19 protein-coding genes are annotated in these 17484 nt (G+C 62.1%); 6 read left to right on the top strand and 13 right to left on the bottom strand.

What is annotated here, in order from left to right; genetic code table 11:
• Positions 1 to 6: 6 nt before the first annotated feature.
• Positions 7 to 300, bottom strand: coding sequence for a hypothetical protein (locus tag AB0K60_RS32395; protein WP_364063881.1), 294 nt, complete (start codon positions 298 to 300; stop codon positions 7 to 9).
• A 125-nt stretch (positions 301 to 425) separates the two neighbouring features.
• Between AB0K60_RS32395 and AB0K60_RS32390 the strand changes: the two genes are divergently transcribed.
• Entirely contained in the window at positions 426 to 932 is a 507-nt protein-coding gene (locus AB0K60_RS32390) for a helix-turn-helix transcriptional regulator (protein ID WP_364063879.1), read from the top strand.
• 117 nt (positions 933 to 1049) lie between these two features.
• Here the strand turns inward: AB0K60_RS32390 and AB0K60_RS32385 are convergent, their stop codons facing one another.
• Positions 1050 to 1526, bottom strand: coding sequence for a hypothetical protein (locus AB0K60_RS32385; protein WP_364063877.1), 477 nt, complete (start codon positions 1524 to 1526; stop codon positions 1050 to 1052).
• 830 nt (positions 1527 to 2356) lie between these two features.
• Here AB0K60_RS32385 and AB0K60_RS32380 point away from each other — a divergent pair.
• On the top strand, positions 2357 to 2662 hold the full coding sequence (locus AB0K60_RS32380; RefSeq protein ID WP_364063874.1) for a hypothetical protein: 306 nt from the start codon (positions 2357 to 2359) through the stop codon (positions 2660 to 2662).
• A gap of 65 nt (positions 2663 to 2727) precedes the next feature.
• Here the strand turns inward: AB0K60_RS32380 and AB0K60_RS32375 are convergent, their stop codons facing one another.
• The 6 genes from AB0K60_RS32375 to AB0K60_RS32350 form a co-directional block, all read right to left on the bottom strand.
• Complete coding sequence (locus tag AB0K60_RS32375; RefSeq protein WP_364063872.1) at positions 2728 to 3177, bottom strand: NUDIX domain-containing protein; 450 nt, start codon at positions 3175 to 3177, stop codon at positions 2728 to 2730.
• Positions 3178 to 3182: 5 nt separating this feature from the next.
• Positions 3183 to 4436, bottom strand: coding sequence for a DegT/DnrJ/EryC1/StrS family aminotransferase (locus AB0K60_RS32370; RefSeq protein WP_364063870.1), 1254 nt, complete (start codon positions 4434 to 4436; stop codon positions 3183 to 3185).
• The gene (locus AB0K60_RS32365; RefSeq protein ID WP_364063868.1) at positions 4433 to 5425 is read right to left on the bottom strand and encodes a Gfo/Idh/MocA family oxidoreductase; all 993 of its coding nucleotides are present in this window, start codon (positions 5423 to 5425) and stop codon (positions 4433 to 4435) included. Before AB0K60_RS32365 ends, AB0K60_RS32370 begins: the two co-directional genes overlap by 4 nt.
• A gap of 73 nt (positions 5426 to 5498) precedes the next feature.
• Complete coding sequence (locus tag AB0K60_RS32360; RefSeq protein WP_364063865.1) at positions 5499 to 6191, bottom strand: dTMP kinase; 693 nt, start codon at positions 6189 to 6191, stop codon at positions 5499 to 5501.
• Positions 6191 to 6763, bottom strand: a complete 573-nt coding sequence (locus AB0K60_RS32355; protein ID WP_364063863.1) for an ATP-binding protein — start codon at positions 6761 to 6763, stop codon at positions 6191 to 6193. Before AB0K60_RS32355 ends, AB0K60_RS32360 begins: the two co-directional genes overlap by 1 nt.
• 71 nt (positions 6764 to 6834) lie before the next feature.
• Positions 6835 to 7335, bottom strand: coding sequence for a recombinase family protein (locus AB0K60_RS32350; RefSeq protein WP_364063860.1), 501 nt, complete (start codon positions 7333 to 7335; stop codon positions 6835 to 6837).
• A gap of 170 nt (positions 7336 to 7505) precedes the next feature.
• Here AB0K60_RS32350 and AB0K60_RS32345 point away from each other — a divergent pair, with 170 nt between their 5' ends.
• The 3 genes from AB0K60_RS32345 (at position 7506) to AB0K60_RS32335 (ending at position 13990) form a co-directional block, all read left to right on the top strand.
• Entirely contained in the window at positions 7506 to 8672 is a 1167-nt protein-coding gene (locus AB0K60_RS32345) for a helix-turn-helix transcriptional regulator (protein WP_364063857.1), read from the top strand.
• An 11-nt stretch (positions 8673 to 8683) separates the two neighbouring features.
• Positions 8684 to 9400 (top strand): 5-formyltetrahydrofolate cyclo-ligase, encoded by a 717-nt coding sequence (locus tag AB0K60_RS32340; protein ID WP_364063854.1) that lies wholly within the window; start codon positions 8684 to 8686, stop codon positions 9398 to 9400.
• 138 nt (positions 9401 to 9538) lie between these two features.
• Complete coding sequence (locus tag AB0K60_RS32335) at positions 9539 to 13990, top strand: hypothetical protein (protein ID WP_364063852.1); 4452 nt, start codon at positions 9539 to 9541, stop codon at positions 13988 to 13990.
• A gap of 100 nt (positions 13991 to 14090) precedes the next feature.
• On the opposite strand, the gene AB0K60_RS32330 is transcribed toward AB0K60_RS32335, so the two are convergent.
• The 4 genes from AB0K60_RS32330 to AB0K60_RS32315 form a co-directional block, all read right to left on the bottom strand.
• Positions 14091 to 14417, bottom strand: coding sequence for a hypothetical protein (locus AB0K60_RS32330; RefSeq protein ID WP_364063850.1), 327 nt, complete (start codon positions 14415 to 14417; stop codon positions 14091 to 14093).
• A 93-nt stretch (positions 14418 to 14510) separates the two neighbouring features.
• On the bottom strand, positions 14511 to 15569 hold the full coding sequence (locus AB0K60_RS32325) for a site-specific DNA-methyltransferase (RefSeq protein ID WP_364063847.1): 1059 nt from the start codon (positions 15567 to 15569) through the stop codon (positions 14511 to 14513).
• Positions 15566 to 15901, bottom strand: coding sequence for a helix-turn-helix domain-containing protein (locus AB0K60_RS32320; protein ID WP_364063844.1), 336 nt, complete (start codon positions 15899 to 15901; stop codon positions 15566 to 15568). Before AB0K60_RS32320 ends, AB0K60_RS32325 begins: the two co-directional genes overlap by 4 nt.
• Positions 15902 to 16141: 240 nt before the next feature.
• Positions 16142 to 16582, bottom strand: coding sequence for a hypothetical protein (locus tag AB0K60_RS32315; RefSeq protein WP_364063841.1), 441 nt, complete (start codon positions 16580 to 16582; stop codon positions 16142 to 16144).
• A 439-nt stretch (positions 16583 to 17021) separates the two neighbouring features.
• Between AB0K60_RS32315 and AB0K60_RS32310 the strand changes: the two genes are divergently transcribed.
• A complete protein-coding gene (locus AB0K60_RS32310; RefSeq protein WP_364063839.1) occupies positions 17022 to 17216 on the top strand; it encodes a hypothetical protein in 195 nt (64 codons plus the stop codon).
• Here AB0K60_RS32310 and AB0K60_RS32305 read toward each other — a convergent pair.
• A partial coding sequence (locus AB0K60_RS32305; protein ID WP_364063836.1) for an NUDIX domain-containing protein occupies positions 17197 to 17484 on the bottom strand: 288 nt, incomplete at its 5' end. The genes AB0K60_RS32310 and AB0K60_RS32305 overlap by 20 nt on opposite strands.

Genomic DNA, 17484 nt, shown 5'->3' with positions numbered 1-17484 from the left:
GCCGCCTCAGTACTGGCGGTACATGCCGCGCTGGATGGTCATGGCGGCCAGCACGAAGCCGACTTCTTCCTCGGCGAGCAGGTTGTTGAGGAAGTCGTCGCCACGGGCCAGCAGTCGCCGGTGACGGTCGAGCGCCGCCGTGTTGTTCATGGCGGCGGCGGTGAACTCGGCCAGTCCGTCACCCTGCGCCAGCGCCACGGCTGCCTCTCGGCGCGTGCGCTGGAGGTCGCGGGCCAGAGCCCGGCCGCCGGGGGTGAGCAGGGATGGCGGGTCACTGCCGTAGGGGTTGAGTTGGGTCATGGGGCACCTCCTTGTCGGGCCGCTTCACGTCGCGGCCTGGTGCCCATAACCTGAGGTAGCGTCGATGTGCTCGTCTAACAGCGAGCACCTGCCGAGCAAGCGAAGGATGGCAACGGAGGTGACTCGTGCCGCGTAAGTCGAGCAAGCCGCCGAAATCCGATGCGCACGCGGCGCTTGGGCGCTATCTCCGCACGCTGCGTGAGTATCAGGGTCTCAGCACCCGGGAGATGCCTTTCAGTTCAAGCACTATTAGTGGCGCTGAGAACGGCCACGCGCGCGTAACCCGTGATGTCTTGAGGGAGTACGCTCAGCTTTGTTACGGAAATGCTGAGCGCGAGAAGGAGCTAGAGCGCCTGTACTGGGCCATGATTCAGGCTCATATGGAACTGGAGGATCGGCGCAAGAACGTCGAGCGCACGATGGAACGACGTGAGGCACTGGTTAAAGACTTCAGGCTCGTTGTGCGTGAGATTGCGGCTGAGATTCGAGGGTATTCGCAATATAGCTGGAGCAGCTTTGAGAAGTTTGACGAACGCATCATTGAACGACTCGCTGATGGCAACGAGCAGCTTCGAAGGAGATTGAAGGAGGCTGGAATGCCAAAGGATTGGCGCGACAGCTTGAGGAGTTGAGCTGCGTAGCAACCTCGCTCCTTGAACGCCAAAAGCGCTCCAGAAGTCAGGTTGCTTGCCGACCTATTCTTTCTCCGGGTCGGCGGGCGGATAGGCGGGAGGGCCCGCGCGGCGCAGTCAGCTGTAGATGCTGAGGCTGTCGCCGTCCAGGCTGTGCACCTCGAAGTGCATGTTGAGCTTGCGCATCACGTCTTCGACGAGGCGGTTCTCGGCAGCCAGAAGGCCGTCAGGCGGTTCTACGCCTTGCCTCACTGCCGCCGTCGAGTACGCCTTGATGGCCTCATCGTCCGGCTCCTCGTAGTTCTGCTCGATGAGCGCGTAGTAGTACGCGATCGTGTCCAGCAGGAACTTGGCAGCGTCGGCCTGTTCCTCGGTAAGCGTGAAGTCTTCGAACTCCTGCCTACCTTGGAGCGCATCCACCACCCGCGACGACTCGGCTGTCAGGCCCCCGTACTCGTTACGGGTGACCGTGATGCCCTCGTCGCCGGGCTGAAGGTCTCCACGACGCGGAATAGCCGCGCGCAGTACCTCAACGGCGTGAGCGACGTGTGGTGTGACCGTGAACTCAGACAGCCATGACTTGTCGGCGTCCATTTTCCACTGTTCTCACTTCCTGGGCAGACCATCCACCCTCGCACGAGCCACAACAGGGGTTACGGCACAGGCGAGAGGGATAGTGAACAGGAGTGAGGAATGGCGAAACGCCTCACATATTTAAGCATAATTGTTGCAATTAGTCAATGATCTTTGCACGAGTCTGACGGCTATTTCAACCTCTTTGTGTACCTGTTTGGAAAACGCTACTGCTTGCAATAATAGGCAACCTAGTTCATAATCCTCGCCGGGCAGCCGAGAACAGATACGGACTTGCAAGACGCATCTGTAGCGCAATTGTTCTCGGCGCGCCAGCCGTTGACAAGTGCGCGAGTCTTGCTGCCCTTTCTATGTCGGCGCTGCAACTATCGCAGCCGTGAAGCTGAGAGGGTGACGCCCGGATGGGCAAGAGACCATGCTGGAACTGTGGTGTGGCCGGACACAAGTGCCGGGACAACACTGCGAGGAGGCGGAGGCGAAACAGCGGGAGTGGTTCCGGCGGAACCCCTAACGCTACGGCATTCGTCACCAAGCCGAAGCGGAATGACCCCAGCAAGACCGACATTCTCTTCAACGGTCCCGGTGACGGTGATCAGCACGGCCACGTGGTCGAGCAGCGGGATGCCTTCGGCAATGTCACGTATCCGTACGTGCGTGACGTCGAGGGGGACGTCTACGAAGACGATGCCTACGAGGACAACCGCTGACGCCTGAGTGACCGGCAACAACGAATATGGCAGTCCTGGACATGACTGCCATATCGCTGCCCTAAGCGATGAAACAAAAACTGTCCACCACCTTCAACGATTGGCGTATAATTATTCGTAGCTATGACACACGAGAACATCTTTGAACGGCTTGATGAGCGTGAGCCGCTTGCAAACCGGAAGCAACTGCTTCACGAGTATCTAATGGAGCAACTTAAAGCTCAAGAGCAGCATCCCGAACAGGGCGAACAGATTGCTTACGAGATTGCGGGCTTGCTGGCGACCAACCTAGCCGCAACTCTCGCTGACGATGACCCCTATATGGAAGTCCTCTATCTTGCGGGAGAGCTTGAGCTACCCGAGCAACACAGAGACAGCAGTGCAAGCTGGGAAGCGTTAAGGGAATTAGTGCGGAACCTGCCGCAATGAGCTGGAGGACACAAGAACACCCCACGATTATGCCGTGGGGTGTTCTTGTGCTGCGGTGATCGGAGCTACACGCCCCGGACCTCCCGGTACTTGCTCAGCACATCCTTCACGGCGTCCGTCACGGGTGGCTCGTCGGTGAGCACGGTCCAGGCGTAGGCGTCGTGCTCTTGCAGTTCGATGGGCTCGGGCGCAGTCACGTCCACCGCGAAGTTGAACTGACGGCTCTTCTTGCCGCTGCCGGACGTGTAGTCGAAGCTGCCCAGGTAGTCACGAATGGCGGCCACGTCCAGGCCGCTTTCTTCTTTGACCTCTCGAATTAGGGCGGTGTCGAGCGCTTCGCCCGCTTCGACCTTGCCGCTGGGCAGCTCGAAGATACCGCCCATGAAGTCGTCTTCGGGGCGCTGGAGCAGCAGTACTTTTCCGTCGTGCTGCACGACCGCGCCCACGACGAGTTGCTGCACGCCGTCGTGTTCGGCTTCGGCGTTGAGGTTTTCGAGGAGAGCAGCGAGTTCCATATTCCTTATCCTAGCAGGTCGCGGTAATTGTCAGTCACTTTGCGGAATGCGTCGATGTAGCTATCGGCCAGCGGCCTATCCTCCTCACGGTGCCAGACGGGAAGCTTGAGAGTATTGCGGTGAATGGCCTCCGCGTTCGGAAAGTCGCCGGGTGAATAGCTCAGCGTGTTTGCATATCCGGGGAATAGCGTTTCTGGTCGCTGGAACAGGGGCAGCAGGCTGAGCGGACAGGTCGAGCCCGGCCGGTCTACTTCGCGGCAGCCTTCAGCCAGCAACGCCTCGTGGAAGCGCTCGACAGGCAGGCCGTCCAGCTCGTTGGTGGCGTACTGGAGCGGCAGGCCGTACCAGGAGGCGCGCACGCCCAACGGCAGCTCGGGCACGATGACCCCGGGTAGCTCGGACAGCCGCTCACAGAGGTAGGCCGCGGTGCCGGCACGTCCGGTCAGGTAGTGGTCGAGTCGGTCGAGCTGGTCAAGCGCAATGGCGGCTGCCAAAGGGTGAATGCGGAACTTGAGTCCCATGCCGGTCACGGCGTAGTCGTACAGTGCGTGGTCGCGCGGCAGCTCGTTCCGGCAGCGCTTGTTGTACTGGCCGTGCAGCAGCACGCGGTAGTAGACCTCATCGTCGTCGGTCAAGACGAAGCCGCCTTCTCCGGCCGAGAGCGGCTTGGGGCCGTTCATACTGAAGGCCGCCGCCCGCCCGAAGGTGCCGACCCGTTGTCCGTCGATGTTCGCGCCGTGGGCGTGTGAGGCGTCCTCCAGCAACATCAAGCCGTGCTCGTCGGCGATGGCCTTCAGCTCCGGCATCGCTGCCGGCACGCCCCACATGTGGGTCACGACGACAGCTTTCGTCCGCTCGGTGATGCGCTGCGCCAGGTCCTTGGGGTCGAGGTTGCCGGACTCGTCGCAGTCGGCCAGTACCGGCGTCGAGCCGAGGTGCAGCAGCGGCGTCACGGTGGCGAAGAAGGTGTAGGCGGGCACGATGACCTCATCACCGGGGCCGAGGCCGCAGGCCGCATACATCGAGTGCAGCGCCGCCGTGCCCGAGCTGGTGAGCACGGCGTGCGTGACACCGTGGTACTCGCACAGCTCGTCCTCCAGGCGCTCGATGACGCCCGAGCGGTCGTAGATCGAGATGCCCCGGTGGAGCTGGTCCACAACGGCCACCGTGGTCTTCTCGTCCAGTGGAGGCCAACTGAAGTGCGGCCCGGTGTACGTGATGACCGGCTCGCCGCCGAGCAGCGCCAGAGGTGAGTTCACAGCATCTCCTTGGGGTTGATGTAGACGTGGGTCTTCGCGGACTCGTAGCAAGCGGCGATGAAGCTCATGTGCGCCAAGTTCTCTCTCGGGCCGCTGACGTTGGGCCGCAAGCCTTCGATGACGCGGCAGAAGTAGTCGATTTGCGAGGTGGCAGCGGACGGCCACGACTGCTCACGCGATAGCGCCTCAACGGCTTCCCCGCCATTGGTCAGGCGCCGGATACGGCCACGTTCCAGGTGGACGATGCCACGGCTGCCGACCAGCCGGATTTGCTCGGTCTTCGGGCCGATAAAGCGCGACAGCAGCAACGAGCCGTACAGGCCGCTGTCGTAGCCGAAGTGGATGAGCGCGGTGTCTTCGGCGTCGTACTCCCGATCCGGCCGAGCCTCAACTGACAGGTCCGCCAACACGCGATCCGGTAGGCCGAAGTACCACAGGATCATGTCGATCAGGTGATAGCCCATGTCGATGATGCAGCCCCCGCCTGCTTTGGCGGTGTCGCCGCGCCACCCCTCGGATGGATCAGCGATGTGCAGCGTGTATTGGGCGTCCACCACAAAAGGCGTGCCGATCTGGTCGGCAAGCTGCGTGAAGCTGGTGTAGATGGGATTGAAGCGCCGTTGCAGCGTGACCATGAGCTGAATGCCGGACTCCTCGCACTTCTTGGCGAGCTCTTGCGCTTCGCTCAAGGTGGTAGAGAACGGCTTTTCTTTGAGAACATGCACCCGGTGTTCGGCTGCCGCCTCGATGACCGCCCGGCCGATGTGGTGCGGTACGGTGACAATCACAAGATCGAGCTGTTCACTCCGGAACATCTCGTGAAAGTCGGTGTAACCGTTCACGCGCAACTGATACTGATGCTCACGCACGATCTCGTGGTCTTCATCGCAGATGGCGACCAGTTCGGCACCATCGGACGATTGCAGCCCTGGGATATGATCTTCGAGCGCTTGTTTGCCAAGGCCGACCACGCCAGCACGCAGTTTCACTTGCCGTCGCCCTTTCCTGCAATTGCTTAGCCTGACGAGCGGTATTGGCTCGGATACTGGCAGCGCCGTCATGTCACCGTTGCCCCTTCCGTAACGGGGCCAGCCGAGTACGGATAGCCTCAATGATGTTTCTCGCCCCTTCTTCTATCGGTCGGCTGGAGTTGTCGAGCACGAGAAAGCGGGCGGGCTCTTCGCTTATGAGCTGCCGAGTAATCCCGTCTCGGGCCGAGAACACCGCAAGGTCCTCACTGCTGACCTCATTGGCGCGGGCTTCGCGCAAATGACGCTGGCGCTGTCGTATGCGTTCCAGGCGCACCGTGAGGGGCGTGTCCACGTACACGGTCAGATTGGGCCGGTAACGGAGTTCGCTGCACAGGACGCTGAGCCAGGTCAACGCCCGACTCTCGTCCCTGACCGCGCCAGCTGCGACCAGCGTTGGTGTGAGCGTGTAGAGGATGGTGTCCAGGTGACGATCCTTGAGTACGATGCTGCCGTGCTCCAGCGCTGGCCCTATCTCGCGCTCGTCCTGGTAGTAGAGGTCGGCCACAACTTCCAGGGCTCGCGTTCGGAACGTCGCTGCCTCGCCCTGTATTGGCCGCAGGAACTTGTCACGGGCGACTGCCTCAACGAGCCGCTGGCCGTAAGGGCTGCCCGAGAACTCCTCGACCACGACGGAAGCAATACCGTCAGCCGTGAGTGCATCGTGCACGGCCATGAGAAGCGCAGTTTTCCCAGCTCCGTCCTGGCCCTCGAAGGAAACAAGCATCAGTCCCCCTTCGGTTCATCGTTGTTGTCGAGCGCGTGCAAGCCTTCGATCACCCGGCGCAGCAATTCGGGGTCGTTCATGACCTCAGTAGGATGGAAGGGGCCGGTGTAGCGTTTCCGGCGCGGCAAGACTCGGGGAAATTCGGCGGTGTCGTCCTCGGTGAGTCGTTGCTGGGTGCCGATTTCGCACCACACCACTTTGCCACCACTTTTTGGGTGGCAGTAGTTCCAGCGGCGACTCATTGATTCCACAAGGAACAGGCCGCGTCCGCCTTCGGCATCAAGCGTCTGTTCCTGCATGACAGGCGGCGTGGGGTCGATATCCCAGACTTCCAGCACCACGCTGCCGTCGAACAGCAGGAGCCGGACATGAATAAGCGTCAGGTGGTTGAGCATGGTGTAGGCCGGGTGCGGGTCAGCTATGCCGGTTGATTTAACGGCGTTCGTGACCAGCTCGGAAGCAAGCAGCTCGACGGTTTCGATGTGTTCGCGCTCAAGCCGCCAGTTGTGCAGCGTGTACTTCACGAACAGTCGTGCACAGCCGACCGCCGTTAGTAACGCGGCGAACGTCATGCGATCCGCAGCGCGTACCTGGCGGGATGCTTGTTGCGTCATGGCTGGGGCCGGTCTCTCGGCTACGGCAGTCATACCGGCACCTCTGGGCTCGGATACATGACCACGACGCACGCGCCAGTCTTGCGCTCCAGCATTTCCTTGAAGGACAACTGGATGCCGGGCGAGCGTGCAAAGTGATAGAGCGCCGGGACGATGACGCTTCGGGCGTCGCCATGCTCCAGCGCATCGACCAGCGCTGAAAAGCCGGAGGTCTGCGACTCGTAGTGATCCCAGTAGACCTCGGCAAGCGTGAAGCCTTCCCGCTCGGCATAGGCCGCAATGTCAGCTCGGAACTGCTTAACCTGCTCGTCGGGCGTGCCGGACGAGACGCGAAAATAGCCGAGCGCCAGTGGGCGCATGTTCGCCTCCACGGGCTTGGAGGGCCAGACCGGCGACGGCGTCGGGGGCAGCATCGCCGGTCCGGCCCAGTTCGTGAGCGGCTGGTTGCGCCGCAGGGTCACGCCCGCTGCGTTATCGGAAATGGCGAGCGAATCGGATTTCTCGAAAGCGGTTGGTCTGGTCCGTTCCATTACCGCTTCCTCCGTTGCTGCTCGGCATCCGGGCGTCGTACCCTGCACGTAACCGGGAGTAGTGGTATCCGCACCAGAGCAGGACGCGCGCACCGTTGTCTCAGAGTTGTGGCACGCGATGCCCTGACCAGCGGGAACGCGCTTCGGACACGCAACGGGAAGGGCGGGACATGGCGTCACGGCGGCAGCGCTTCGCGCAGCGCCGCAAGGCTGTCGGCTTCAGCCAAGAAGGACTTGCCGAACGGCTCGGCATCGACCGCTCCACCGTGGCCCGCTGGGAATCCGGCGAGACAGAGCCGCTGCCGTGGTTGCGCCCGAAGCTGGCGCGGGTCCTTCAGGTGTCCATCGAGCAGCTTGATGAGCTGCTGGCTGAGGCTGGTGAGCCCGAAGCGCTGGCGGATGAGCGGTTGACTTACGCCCTGGAGCACCCGCGCAGCGTGGACCTGGTGGCCGTTGCGCGGCTGCGGGAGCGCGTACACGACCTGGACGAGCGATACGACAGAGCGCCGTCAACGTCCCTACTGGCCGATGCCGGGCAGTGCCTTGGTCAGGTGTCCTTCCTGCGGGCGCACGCGGCTACGAGCCGTGTCCGCCGGGAGTTGTTCGCGGTCGAAGCCGAGGCAGCCACTCTCATGGGGCAGCTCGTCTGGGACGCCTCGCAGCGCCGGGACCATGCCACCGCTCGCACCTACCTTGACCAGGCAGTCAACGCCGCCCGGCAGCTCCGGGACGTGACGGCTGAAGGACTGGCCCTGCTGCGGACCAGCTTCGTGGCGCTCTACGGCGAGAAGAACCCGGACGCCGGACTGACGCTGGCGATGCAGACAGCCGAGACGGCCAAGGGCAGCAGCCACGTACTGACCGGCCTTGCCGTGCTTCATGCCGCCGAAGCATGGGCCATGTTGGGACGGCGGCAGGACTGCGAACAAGCGCTCGGTGAAGCCGAAGGCCACTTCGAACGGATCGGGGCCGCGGACGGGGCGGCTGATCTGTTCTCGCCCACCCAGCACGGCCGGCTCGCCGGGTCCTGCTACCTGTTCCTGAAGGACGCCAAGCGGGCCGAGCCGATCCTTGAGAGGACGGCGCAGACCCTCGGTGATCGGTCGAAGTCCCAAGCGATCGTGCTTGGCAACCTGGCGCTGGCCCGCATCCGTCAGCAGAAGCTCGACGAGGCCGCAGCCGCGCTGCACAGTGCCATCGACGTGGTAGAGATGACGTGGGGTGGCGGCGGGTTGAACATCGTCTTTGGGGCAGGCCGAGAACTGCGGCCCTGGCGACAGGTGCCGGTCGTCCAGGACGTGTACGACCGCCTGCTCACCCTGATGGCAGCGGCATAGGGAGCGAAGTAGTGGACACCGACCAGGCCAAGCAGGCAGTCAGGGAACGGGTATGGGCACTCCTGGAGCGCGAGCGTGCCGTACCGCCCGGCGTGCACGGGCGTATCCCCGCCTTCTACGGGGCTGAGGCCGCCGCTGACCGCCTGGCCGAGCTACCCGTCTGGCAGTCGGCCCGAGTCGTGAAGGCCGTACCGGACAAGGCACAGCTCCCCGTCCGGGCGCGAGCACTTACTGAGGGCAAGCTGGTCTACATGGCCGTGCCCAAGCTGGCCGAAGCCCTGCCGTTCTACCTGCTCGACCCGGCGACGCTGGCCGTGCCGCCGAGCGAGGCCGCATCGAGCAAGGTCGCGGCCAGCGTGGCGCGGAAGATCGGCGTAGACGAGATGCGCCCCGTAGACCTCATCGTCTGCGGCAGCGTGGCTGTCAATCGGCGTGGGGTGCGGCTGGGCAAGGGTGCGGGTTACTCGGACATCGAGGTAGCGCTACTGCAAGAGGCCGGGTTGATCGGGCCGAGCACGACCATCGTGACGACCGTGCACTCATTGCAGGTGATTGACGACGAGCTGCCCGAGACCAAGCATGACTTCAGCGTTGATCTGATCGTGACGCCGGATGAGGTTATTGAGTGCGGGCCGCCGCGTCGGCCGAGCGGTCTCTACTGGGACAGTTTGAGCCGGGAGAAGATTGAGGCGATTCCGGTTCTGACAACTATGGAGAGTCGCCTGTGATGTCTTACCGAACGTAGTTTTCGGCGATTCCCTCGGGTTGACATTGCTGCTCGCTCGTTCAGAATAGAGGCAGGTCAAAGAAATAGCATTACCCATGAGGTCTACTGTAAGTCTGTCAATAGAATCTAGGAGAGTGTCGTGAGTCCGCGATCAGGGGGGGAGGCCGATAAATTCGGTAATCGCTACGAGGGGGCCTGGACTATCCGGCACCTGCTCTATGTGCTCGCGGGCAAGGCGGAGTCAGTCACTGTCGAAGATGTTGGTGATATAGCCCAAGGGGTTGAGTTTACATATCGTCGGGGTTCTATCGTCGAGGTGCATCAGCTGAAGCGTCAAAATGGAAACGCGAATAGCTGGACAGTGAAGTCACTCCAGGATAAGGGTATCTGGGGAAACGCTCGGCACCATGTCGAAGCTGGGAGAGAGTTCCATTTCATCTCGATCCTACCTGCGATAACACTCCAAAGTCTTGCGGACCGCGCCAGACGCGCCGAAAGCGCGGCCGCCCTAGTTAATGATTGGCTCACGAGTAAGGGACTTCGCGAGGCTTTCGACGATCTCTGCGCCTCTGACGTTCTTGGAGCGCCAGAAACGGCCTGGAAGGTCTTGCGGGGGTTTTGGATTAAATGGCCAGATGAACGCGACATCGTCCAAATGAACTCGACCCTTGCGGAGCAACAGTTGGAGGGTTCGACGGGGGTTCTCGCGGCAGCGGGTCTGGGCGATCTGATACTCAACAACCTCGGAGTTCGCCTTGACGCCCCGTCCATCGAATCGAAGATCCATGAATATGGACTACGTCGAATCAGCAATTGTCGAGGAAGCGTAGTTGCTGATCAAGTCAACTCGGCTACTGCTGGGTGGGCCGCGAGTATCGAGCGTGAACTCCTCCAGCCGGCTATAGCCCGCCATGAAGCTGACCGACTCTCTGATCTAATTGGTGATTCGGCTCGCTTCTTGCTTTTGATGGGTACTGCGGGTGGCGGCAAAACTGCTGTCTTGTATCAGGTATTCAAGTCTCTTGAAGCTAGTGGGATACCGACCTTGGGCTTTCGACTCGATCGGCTTGACGCGTTCACATCCACCACTGAGCTGGGAAGTAGAGTGGGTTTGAATACCTCGCCTGTCACGGCACTCGCCACGGTGGCAGGAGACCGTCCTTGTGTCCTTATTGTGGATCAGCTGGATGCTGTCAGTTTGGCGTCGGGTCGGATGCCAAGAAACTTTGACACCGTAGCCAACCTGGTGCGCGAAGCCTCTGCTTTCCCAGAAATGCGGATCGTCCTCGCATGCCGCAAGTTCGATGTTGAGAATGACTATCGCATCCGCGAGCTTGTCAGCGATAAGAGCTGTACACGTGTTGAGGTTTCAGAACTCTCCGATGCGCAAGTCGCCGAAGCTGTCACTGACATGGGGTTGGATGCATCGGCCCTCAGTGACCAGCAGCGAAAAATCCTTCGTATCCCGTTGCATCTCGTCCTGCTAAAGACTATCGCGGACGATACTGAAGCCCTTTCGTTCCAGACGACAAAGAATTTGTTCGATGCTTTCTGGCAGCGTAAGCTGGCTGAGTGCACTCAAAGGCGTGAGTCAGTTCGGTTTAACAAAGTTATCTCAACTCTTGCCCAGGCTGTTAGTTCACGGCAACGACTGTCGGTCCCAATCACCGTCCTTGATGTTGATGACCTCTCAGTCGATGCGGGAGTACTGGTCTCAGAGCATGTACTAGTTCGCGATGGCCAGCAGGTAGCCTTCTTTCATGAGACTTTCTTTGACTACGCTTTTGCGCGAGGCTGGATCGAACGCAACGAGTCGCTAGTCGATTTCTTGACGAGTGGTGAGCAAGAGCTTTTCCGGCGCGCGCAAGTCCGACAGATCATGAATCATCTGCGCGAGCTTGAGCCCGATCGCTTCGTGACCGAGGTCGAGGCGCTACTTACGAGCCCAGATATTCGCTACCACATCAAGGACGTAGCGCTTGCGCTGCTAAGCGCGTTGGACGATCCTTCCGCACGGGAATGGGAGATGGTGGCCCGCATCCTGGAGGCGCGTCCTGTCTTCGTAGAGCGATTGTGGCGCTCACTTCGAACAGTGGGATGGTTCAAGCGCCTCGATGCTGAGGGCATGATACAAGAATGGCTCGCAGGTGCGGACGAAGCTGCGCAAGGACGTGCCCTGGAAGTGATGTCGAGCGGGGCCAAATATGATCCGGGGCGCATGGCTGACCTCCTGCGGCCACACGTTGCCATAGGTGCATATCCAAGTTGGCTGCAATGGGTAGTGCGGTTTGCCGACATCCACAAAAGCCGGCCACTATTCGAGCTGCTTCTCGATGCCGTCCGGAGGGGCCAATATGATACCGCCGAACACGAGCTGTGGCTATCGGCTCACGATCTGGGTGAGCATCAGCCAGCATGGGCAGTCGAGTTGATAGCCGCATATCTTGTTGATCGCCCCGGAGCCATGCAGCTGAATAGTAATGGAAAAGTAGCCGCACTCCTAGACAGAGACCACAGCGCTATCAAGCTAGTCCAGCTTGGGGCTACTGAAGCTCCCCAGCTCTTCTGCGACCTTCTCCTACCGTACATGCTTCGTGTCATGGCCGCTACGGCATATGAAAGTAGTCATGAGCGACCTTTGCTGGATAGGCATTTCCATCTACGTTATCCGGAGGGCGATCCTCACGAACTTGAAGACGCGATATTGATTGGTGCCGCCTCGGCCATACGTCTGGTGGTGAGGCGTGATCCTTTTGCGGCTCGATCAATCCTAGAAACGCTTGCTGCTGATCCTCATGAGGCTGCGCAATGGCTCTTGTACCAGGGGATACAGGAAGCTGGCGAGGTCTTCGCACAGTGGGCATTGGATCTCATTCTTGAAGGAAATCACCGGTTCATGAGCGGCTACACATCGAACTCGGTGTGGGCGGCCCGCCAAGTCATCCAAGCCACAAGCCAGTTCGTAACCGACGAGTCGTTCCGGCAGCTTGAAGCGGCCATCCTGGCTCTTCGGTTTTCGTGGGAGAAACAGCGCCCTGGCTGGTACATGTTCAACCTGCTGTCGGCAATGGACGAGTCGCGACTCTCGGAAGTTGGCCGACGCCGACTCGGCGAGCTGCGGAGGCTGGCGAACATGGAACAGCCTCCAGAGCCAGAGGGTGTAACAGGAGGTTTCATAGGTTCGCCGATACCACGGGAAGCCGCTGTACGCATGACCGATGACCAGTGGCTAGGCGCGATGGCCAAGCACAATGCAGAAAAGACAGACTGGAATACCTTTACGGGCGGTGCGCAAGAGCTATCGAATGTTCTAAAGGAGCATGTCGTAAACGACCCTCTACGGTTTGCGCGGCTCGCGCTTCGGTTTACAGCAGGTACTCATCCAGCCTACGGCGATGCTGTCCTTCTCGGGTTCTCCGAAGCTGAGGCACTTTCTGAACCGAGTCCTGTTTTCGAAGCCATCCGACATATTGCATCCCTTGGGCAAGATGCAAACGACCGATGGCTGGGATGGGCGCTCCGCAAGTACCTCAAGGTTGTGCCACTTGATCTTGTAGAGATGGTGGTTGACCGCGCAGCCAACGCTAACAATCCAGAGGATGATAGTCTGATCATTGAGCGATCTGGGCGCGAGAATACAGTAGGGCGCGACCTCTACACTTCCGGGATGAATTCGGCACGCGGAAGCGCCGCTGAAGTGCTGGGGGATCTTCTTATCTACGACGCAGACGGTTCTCGAACCGCGCTGGTCCTTCCTGTTCTGGATCGTCTAGCGACTGATCCGTCTGTTGCGGTGCGCTCTTGCGTGGCGCACCTCATACACGCCAGCATGCGCCATGCACGTCCGCAAGCGCTCAATGCTTTCAGGCTACTTGTTGAGGCAGATGATGTGCTTTTGGCGACACATACCGTGGCGCGGCTGATCGCGTTCCTTGGATATGAGAGCTCGGATGTCGCTAAACCTGTGATTGAACGAATGATTGATTCGCAAGAGCCTGAGACGCGGCAAGTCGGAGGTCGGTTGGCTGCGCTGGCAGCTATGCAATGGGGTATAACAGATCTCCTCGACCATGTGCTCAGTTCTAACGATGCTGCCCTGCGAAAAGGGGCGGCGGGAGTTTGCGCTCACCGCTTGTCGAATACGTCAGACGCGGCAGTTGCGCAACGTAGTCTACATGAGTTCATGTCGGATTCCGAAGAAGAAGTGCGTAAGGCTGCTGCCGAGGTTGCAGCTGCGTTAAGGGGAGAGCGTCTCCGGCCGTTCAAGGAACCACTAAGTCATCTCATCTCATCCGATTCCTTCCCTCATGCACTTTCGCAGCTACTCATAACTTTGGAGCATGCACCGGATCGAGTGGATGACTTGGTGCTGATGTGCTCTGGGCGCTTCATCGAGCTGTATGGCGCCGACTCGGGCGACATTAGAACTGGGGCTGCGGCGGACGCTCGGCACGTCGGAGAGCTTCTGGTTCGAGGTTATGCACAGGCGATGTCGCACGCAGGCCGATCGAATATCTTGGACCTGTTGGATAAACTATTGGCACTTGGCGCGTACGGCGTTGCCGATATAGTGGGAGCGTCGGAACGCTGAAGTTCGTTCATTTTAGTGACGAGTTCGTGAGTGTTGAACGGGAACGGAGGGCAGCCGATGAGGGCCGCCGCTCCGTTCCCGCTTCGGGGGAGCTGAGTGATTAGCTCTGCTCACCCCTACGCCGTCCACGCCTCTCGGTCGTGTCGGCGGCTGCGGGCTCTGCTGCCGAGGCAGCTTCACCAAACAGGCCCTGGATCGCGCCGCGCCGCGCGGCGGCTTCGCGCTCGATCTCCTCAAGCGCGGCCTGAGCCCGCGCGGCGAAGTCGGGCTCCGACCGCTTGGTCTCGACGTACAGCTCAACGGCCCGCAGGGCCGCATCTCCGAGGGAGATGCCGTCGAGCTGAGCGACCAGGGTGAACTGGGCGTGCAGCGAGTCGGGCACCTTGATGCCCAACGTCTTCACGCCGCTGTTGCGTGGCTCCGTCATTGCGGAGTCACCTCCTCGGTGTGGGTGCGACCGGCCATCCTGCTTTGGGATGACGACAACGGCCGCATGACACCGACGAGGGGTGTCATGGCCTCACGCGGCGAGGCCTTCGGGCTCGCGCGACGGAGGCCGGACGCGCGCAGTCTTGGCGCGCTGTTCGGCTATGCGCTGGTCGGCCATCTGGGCGTATGTCGGGTTCAGCTCGATACCGAGCCAGTCCCGGCCGTGCTTCTCGGCGGCCAGCGCCGTGGTGCCGGTGCCCATGAAGGGGTCGAGCACTAGGCCGGGGACGCCTTCGGCTCCGCACTTGCAGGCAGGTTGAAGCTGGCCTACCGCAAGCAGCCGCCCGTGTCGGCGCTCCAACTCGCGTTGCCATGCACGACCGCATGACGAACAGACCCGTTCGGGGCAGGTGGCGAGGAGCGGCCGTTCGGCCAGGGTCAGTGGGAAAGCGGCGAAGTGTCCACCCCGGAATCCGGCGGTCGGCAGCGTCCATACATCGCCGGGGTTCTTGCCGAGGGGATGACCAGCAAGGCCGGACGCCTTCATGCGGCTGAGGCCCTGGTTGTCGTTGAGCTTCCAGCCGTCGCGGCTGACCGCGCCGGCACCTGGGGGCGGGTACGCCCGTGACGGGTCGCGGGTGGACTGGCGGCGGGTGGTGACGAGCGGCTGCCGGATGGCGTCGAGGTCGAAGAAGTAGGAGCGGGAGCGGGTGAAGAAGTAGATGACCTCGTGCGTGGTGGTCAGGCGGTCGCCGACTGACGACGGCATGGGGTTGGACTTGGCCCAGATGATCTGGTTGCGGAGTATCCAGCCGTCCGCCACCAGCGCCAGGGCGACCCGCGCCGGGCCAAGCAGTAGGCTCTTGGCGTTGGCCCCTTCGCTCGGGCGGCGTGAGTAGCCGTCGCCGAGGTTGAGCCAGAGGGAGCCGGTCGGGCGCAGGACGCGGGCGATCTCCCGGCAGACCTCGCGCAGCTCGGCCACCCAGTCGTCAACGCTGGGCTCGGCTCCAAGCTGCTGGTCGTGGCCGTAGTCGCGGACGCCGAAGTACGGCGGGCTGGTGATGACCGTATCGACAGACGACGGCGGAAGCTCCGCAAGGCGCTTCCGCACGTCGCCAATCAAGGTGATGTTGCGAGGGGCGGACGTCATACGGCGTCCTCCGGGCCCACCTCCCCACGAATCGGGCGGCGGCGCGCGCCGTGCTTGCGAAGTACGCGCTTCACGGTGCTGATACTGATGCCGTAGTCGTCAGCTAGGCGCTTGAGCTTCACGCCGGAGCGGTAGCGAGTGACCAGGCTTTCGATGTCGGCCGGGCTGAGCCGATCCGCGACGCTGCGCGAACGGCTCGGCTGACCTGGTGGGAGTTGCCCCGGCAAGCCGGACTGGTCGTTGGCAGCGATCCGGCACAGAACATCCTCCATGCCTTCGATCTGGTCATGCCGGTTCGAATAAGCGGACAGGAGGTCCACCTGCAAAAACACCCCCGCCGGTGACCCTTCAGCGGGGGTGCGGGTGACAAACTGAGTGACTACGACTCTTCGACGGCGGGGAAGATGACGTCCATCGCCTCTGCTCCAGGAGGAGCAGGACGGGCCTGATCGGGTGACGGCAGACCGTCTCGGTCGCCACCGTATTGGCGTGCCCCACCAACCGCGAGATGTCCTCGATCGGTACGCCCGAATCCGCGAGCGCAGACTAGCGGAACCGGCGAAGGTGTCAGGTCAGCAGTACCTTTCCGCGCAGTCGGGGCAGGCATGCTCAAGGGCCGGGCTGAACGGCGGTGACCAGCCATCGACCAGCACCGGCCGCACCGAAGCCCCGCACCGGGCGATCATCGGAGCGGCCGGGATGATCGCGTGCCGCGTACCCGCCGCCAACCCGGCGCCTGGCACCGGTCCGCCGACGTCGCTGCGGGGCTCAACCGGTTCGATCCGCAGGTCATCGACGTGGAGACGCCAGCGCTGTACGCCAAGCAGCGTCGACGGCGGGTCGTCGAACTCCACCAGGGCGTACGAACCCTCACGCAACAGCCGCACGTCCGTCCCACGCTGCGACACAAGCCCGCGCTCATGCGCCCAGGCACGCGCATGGCTGTGAAGACCGCCGACGATCCCCGGGGCGGTCACCCGCCCGAGGAGGCCGCGCAGGCCGAACCTGCTCAACGTCCTGGGCGTAGAGCACCCGAAGCCCACCGACGTGCAACTGCCACTCCCTGCGCCGCCCGTACGGCAGATCCTCGGCGAGCAACTCAACCTCGCCCCACACGCCCTAAGTCGGGACGAACAACACCCGGCCAAGATGACCGACCAGCCAAGGCGACTGTCGAACCCGATACCGACTCTGGGTGAGCGAGGTGATCCAGACCAGGTCGCCAGCTCGCACCCGTTGTGACACCCCAACCGGCATCGCGACCGGCCTGCCCCGCCACACCTGCCGCACCGCCCTCGACCGGGCCGCCGCGCTTCTCGGCGACGCTGGGCATGACCCTGAGATGCCCTACATCTCACTCCCCCACACCACCTGGCCCGCTGGCGCGGCAGTTGCCTGCTCCACTTCGGCGACCCGCACACCGCCGACGAGCTGCGTTCCGCACTCGCCGGCATGGACGGCACCTACAACCGCGCCGAAGCCGGAACCCGCTGCGACCTGGCCTACGCGCTCCTGGCCGCAGGCGAACCCCAAGCCGCCCAGCCCCACATCCACCGCGCCCAGCAACTCGCGACCATGACCGGCTCCCGCCGACAGCGCCGCCGCATCGACGAGGTCGCCCGCGCCGTCAAGCGCGCCCTGAACTGAGCCGCTCCCGAGCCGCATACACCCCGATCAACGTCCCCGACGTCCAAATGTCGCCCCGGGCGATCATCTCCGGGATCTCGTATACCGGCACCCGGCGGATCAGATCCGCCTCGATCTCCCCGGTCGGCTCCCCGACATACTCGGCCCCGCGCGCGAGAAACAGCAGGTGCTCCGAATCCACCATGCCCGCCATCGGCTGATAGGTGATCAGCGGCTCGATCTCCTTGGGCCGATACCCGGTCTCCTCCTCAACCTCCCGGGCCGCCGT

The organism is Thermopolyspora sp. NPDC052614 (assembly GCF_040678635.1).
Taxonomy (GTDB): Bacteria; Actinomycetota; Actinomycetes; order Streptosporangiales; family Streptosporangiaceae; genus Thermopolyspora.
Note: the sequence above shows the minus strand (reverse complement) of the source record. Positions and strands in the feature narration are given on the sequence as shown.

Excerpts from the sequence above, each read along its gene's own strand:
- AB0K60_RS32385 (WP_364063877.1), bottom strand. The coding sequence starts at position 1,526 with ATGGACGCCGACAAGTCATGGCTGTCTGAGTTCACGGTCACACCACAC.
- AB0K60_RS32355 (WP_364063863.1), bottom strand. The coding sequence starts at position 6,763 with ATGACGTTCGCCGCGTTACTAACGGCGGTCGGCTGTGCACGACTGTTC.
- AB0K60_RS32380 (WP_364063874.1), top strand. The coding sequence starts at position 2,357 with ATGACACACGAGAACATCTTTGAACGGCTTGATGAGCGTGAGCCGCTT.
- AB0K60_RS32375 (WP_364063872.1), bottom strand. The coding sequence starts at position 3,177 with ATGGAACTCGCTGCTCTCCTCGAAAACCTCAACGCCGAAGCCGAACAC.
- AB0K60_RS32330 (WP_364063850.1), bottom strand. The coding sequence starts at position 14,417 with ATGACGGAGCCACGCAACAGCGGCGTGAAGACGTTGGGCATCAAGGTG.
- AB0K60_RS32345 (WP_364063857.1), top strand. The coding sequence starts at position 7,506 with ATGGCGTCACGGCGGCAGCGCTTCGCGCAGCGCCGCAAGGCTGTCGGC.
- AB0K60_RS32310 (WP_364063839.1), top strand. The coding sequence starts at position 17,022 with ATGGACGGCACCTACAACCGCGCCGAAGCCGGAACCCGCTGCGACCTG.
- AB0K60_RS32350 (WP_364063860.1), bottom strand. The coding sequence starts at position 7,335 with ATGGAACGGACCAGACCAACCGCTTTCGAGAAATCCGATTCGCTCGCC.
- AB0K60_RS32395 (WP_364063881.1), bottom strand. The coding sequence starts at position 300 with ATGACCCAACTCAACCCCTACGGCAGTGACCCGCCATCCCTGCTCACC.
- AB0K60_RS32360 (WP_364063865.1), bottom strand. The coding sequence starts at position 6,191 with ATGCTTGTTTCCTTCGAGGGCCAGGACGGAGCTGGGAAAACTGCGCTT.
- AB0K60_RS32325 (WP_364063847.1), bottom strand. The coding sequence starts at position 15,569 with ATGACGTCCGCCCCTCGCAACATCACCTTGATTGGCGACGTGCGGAAG.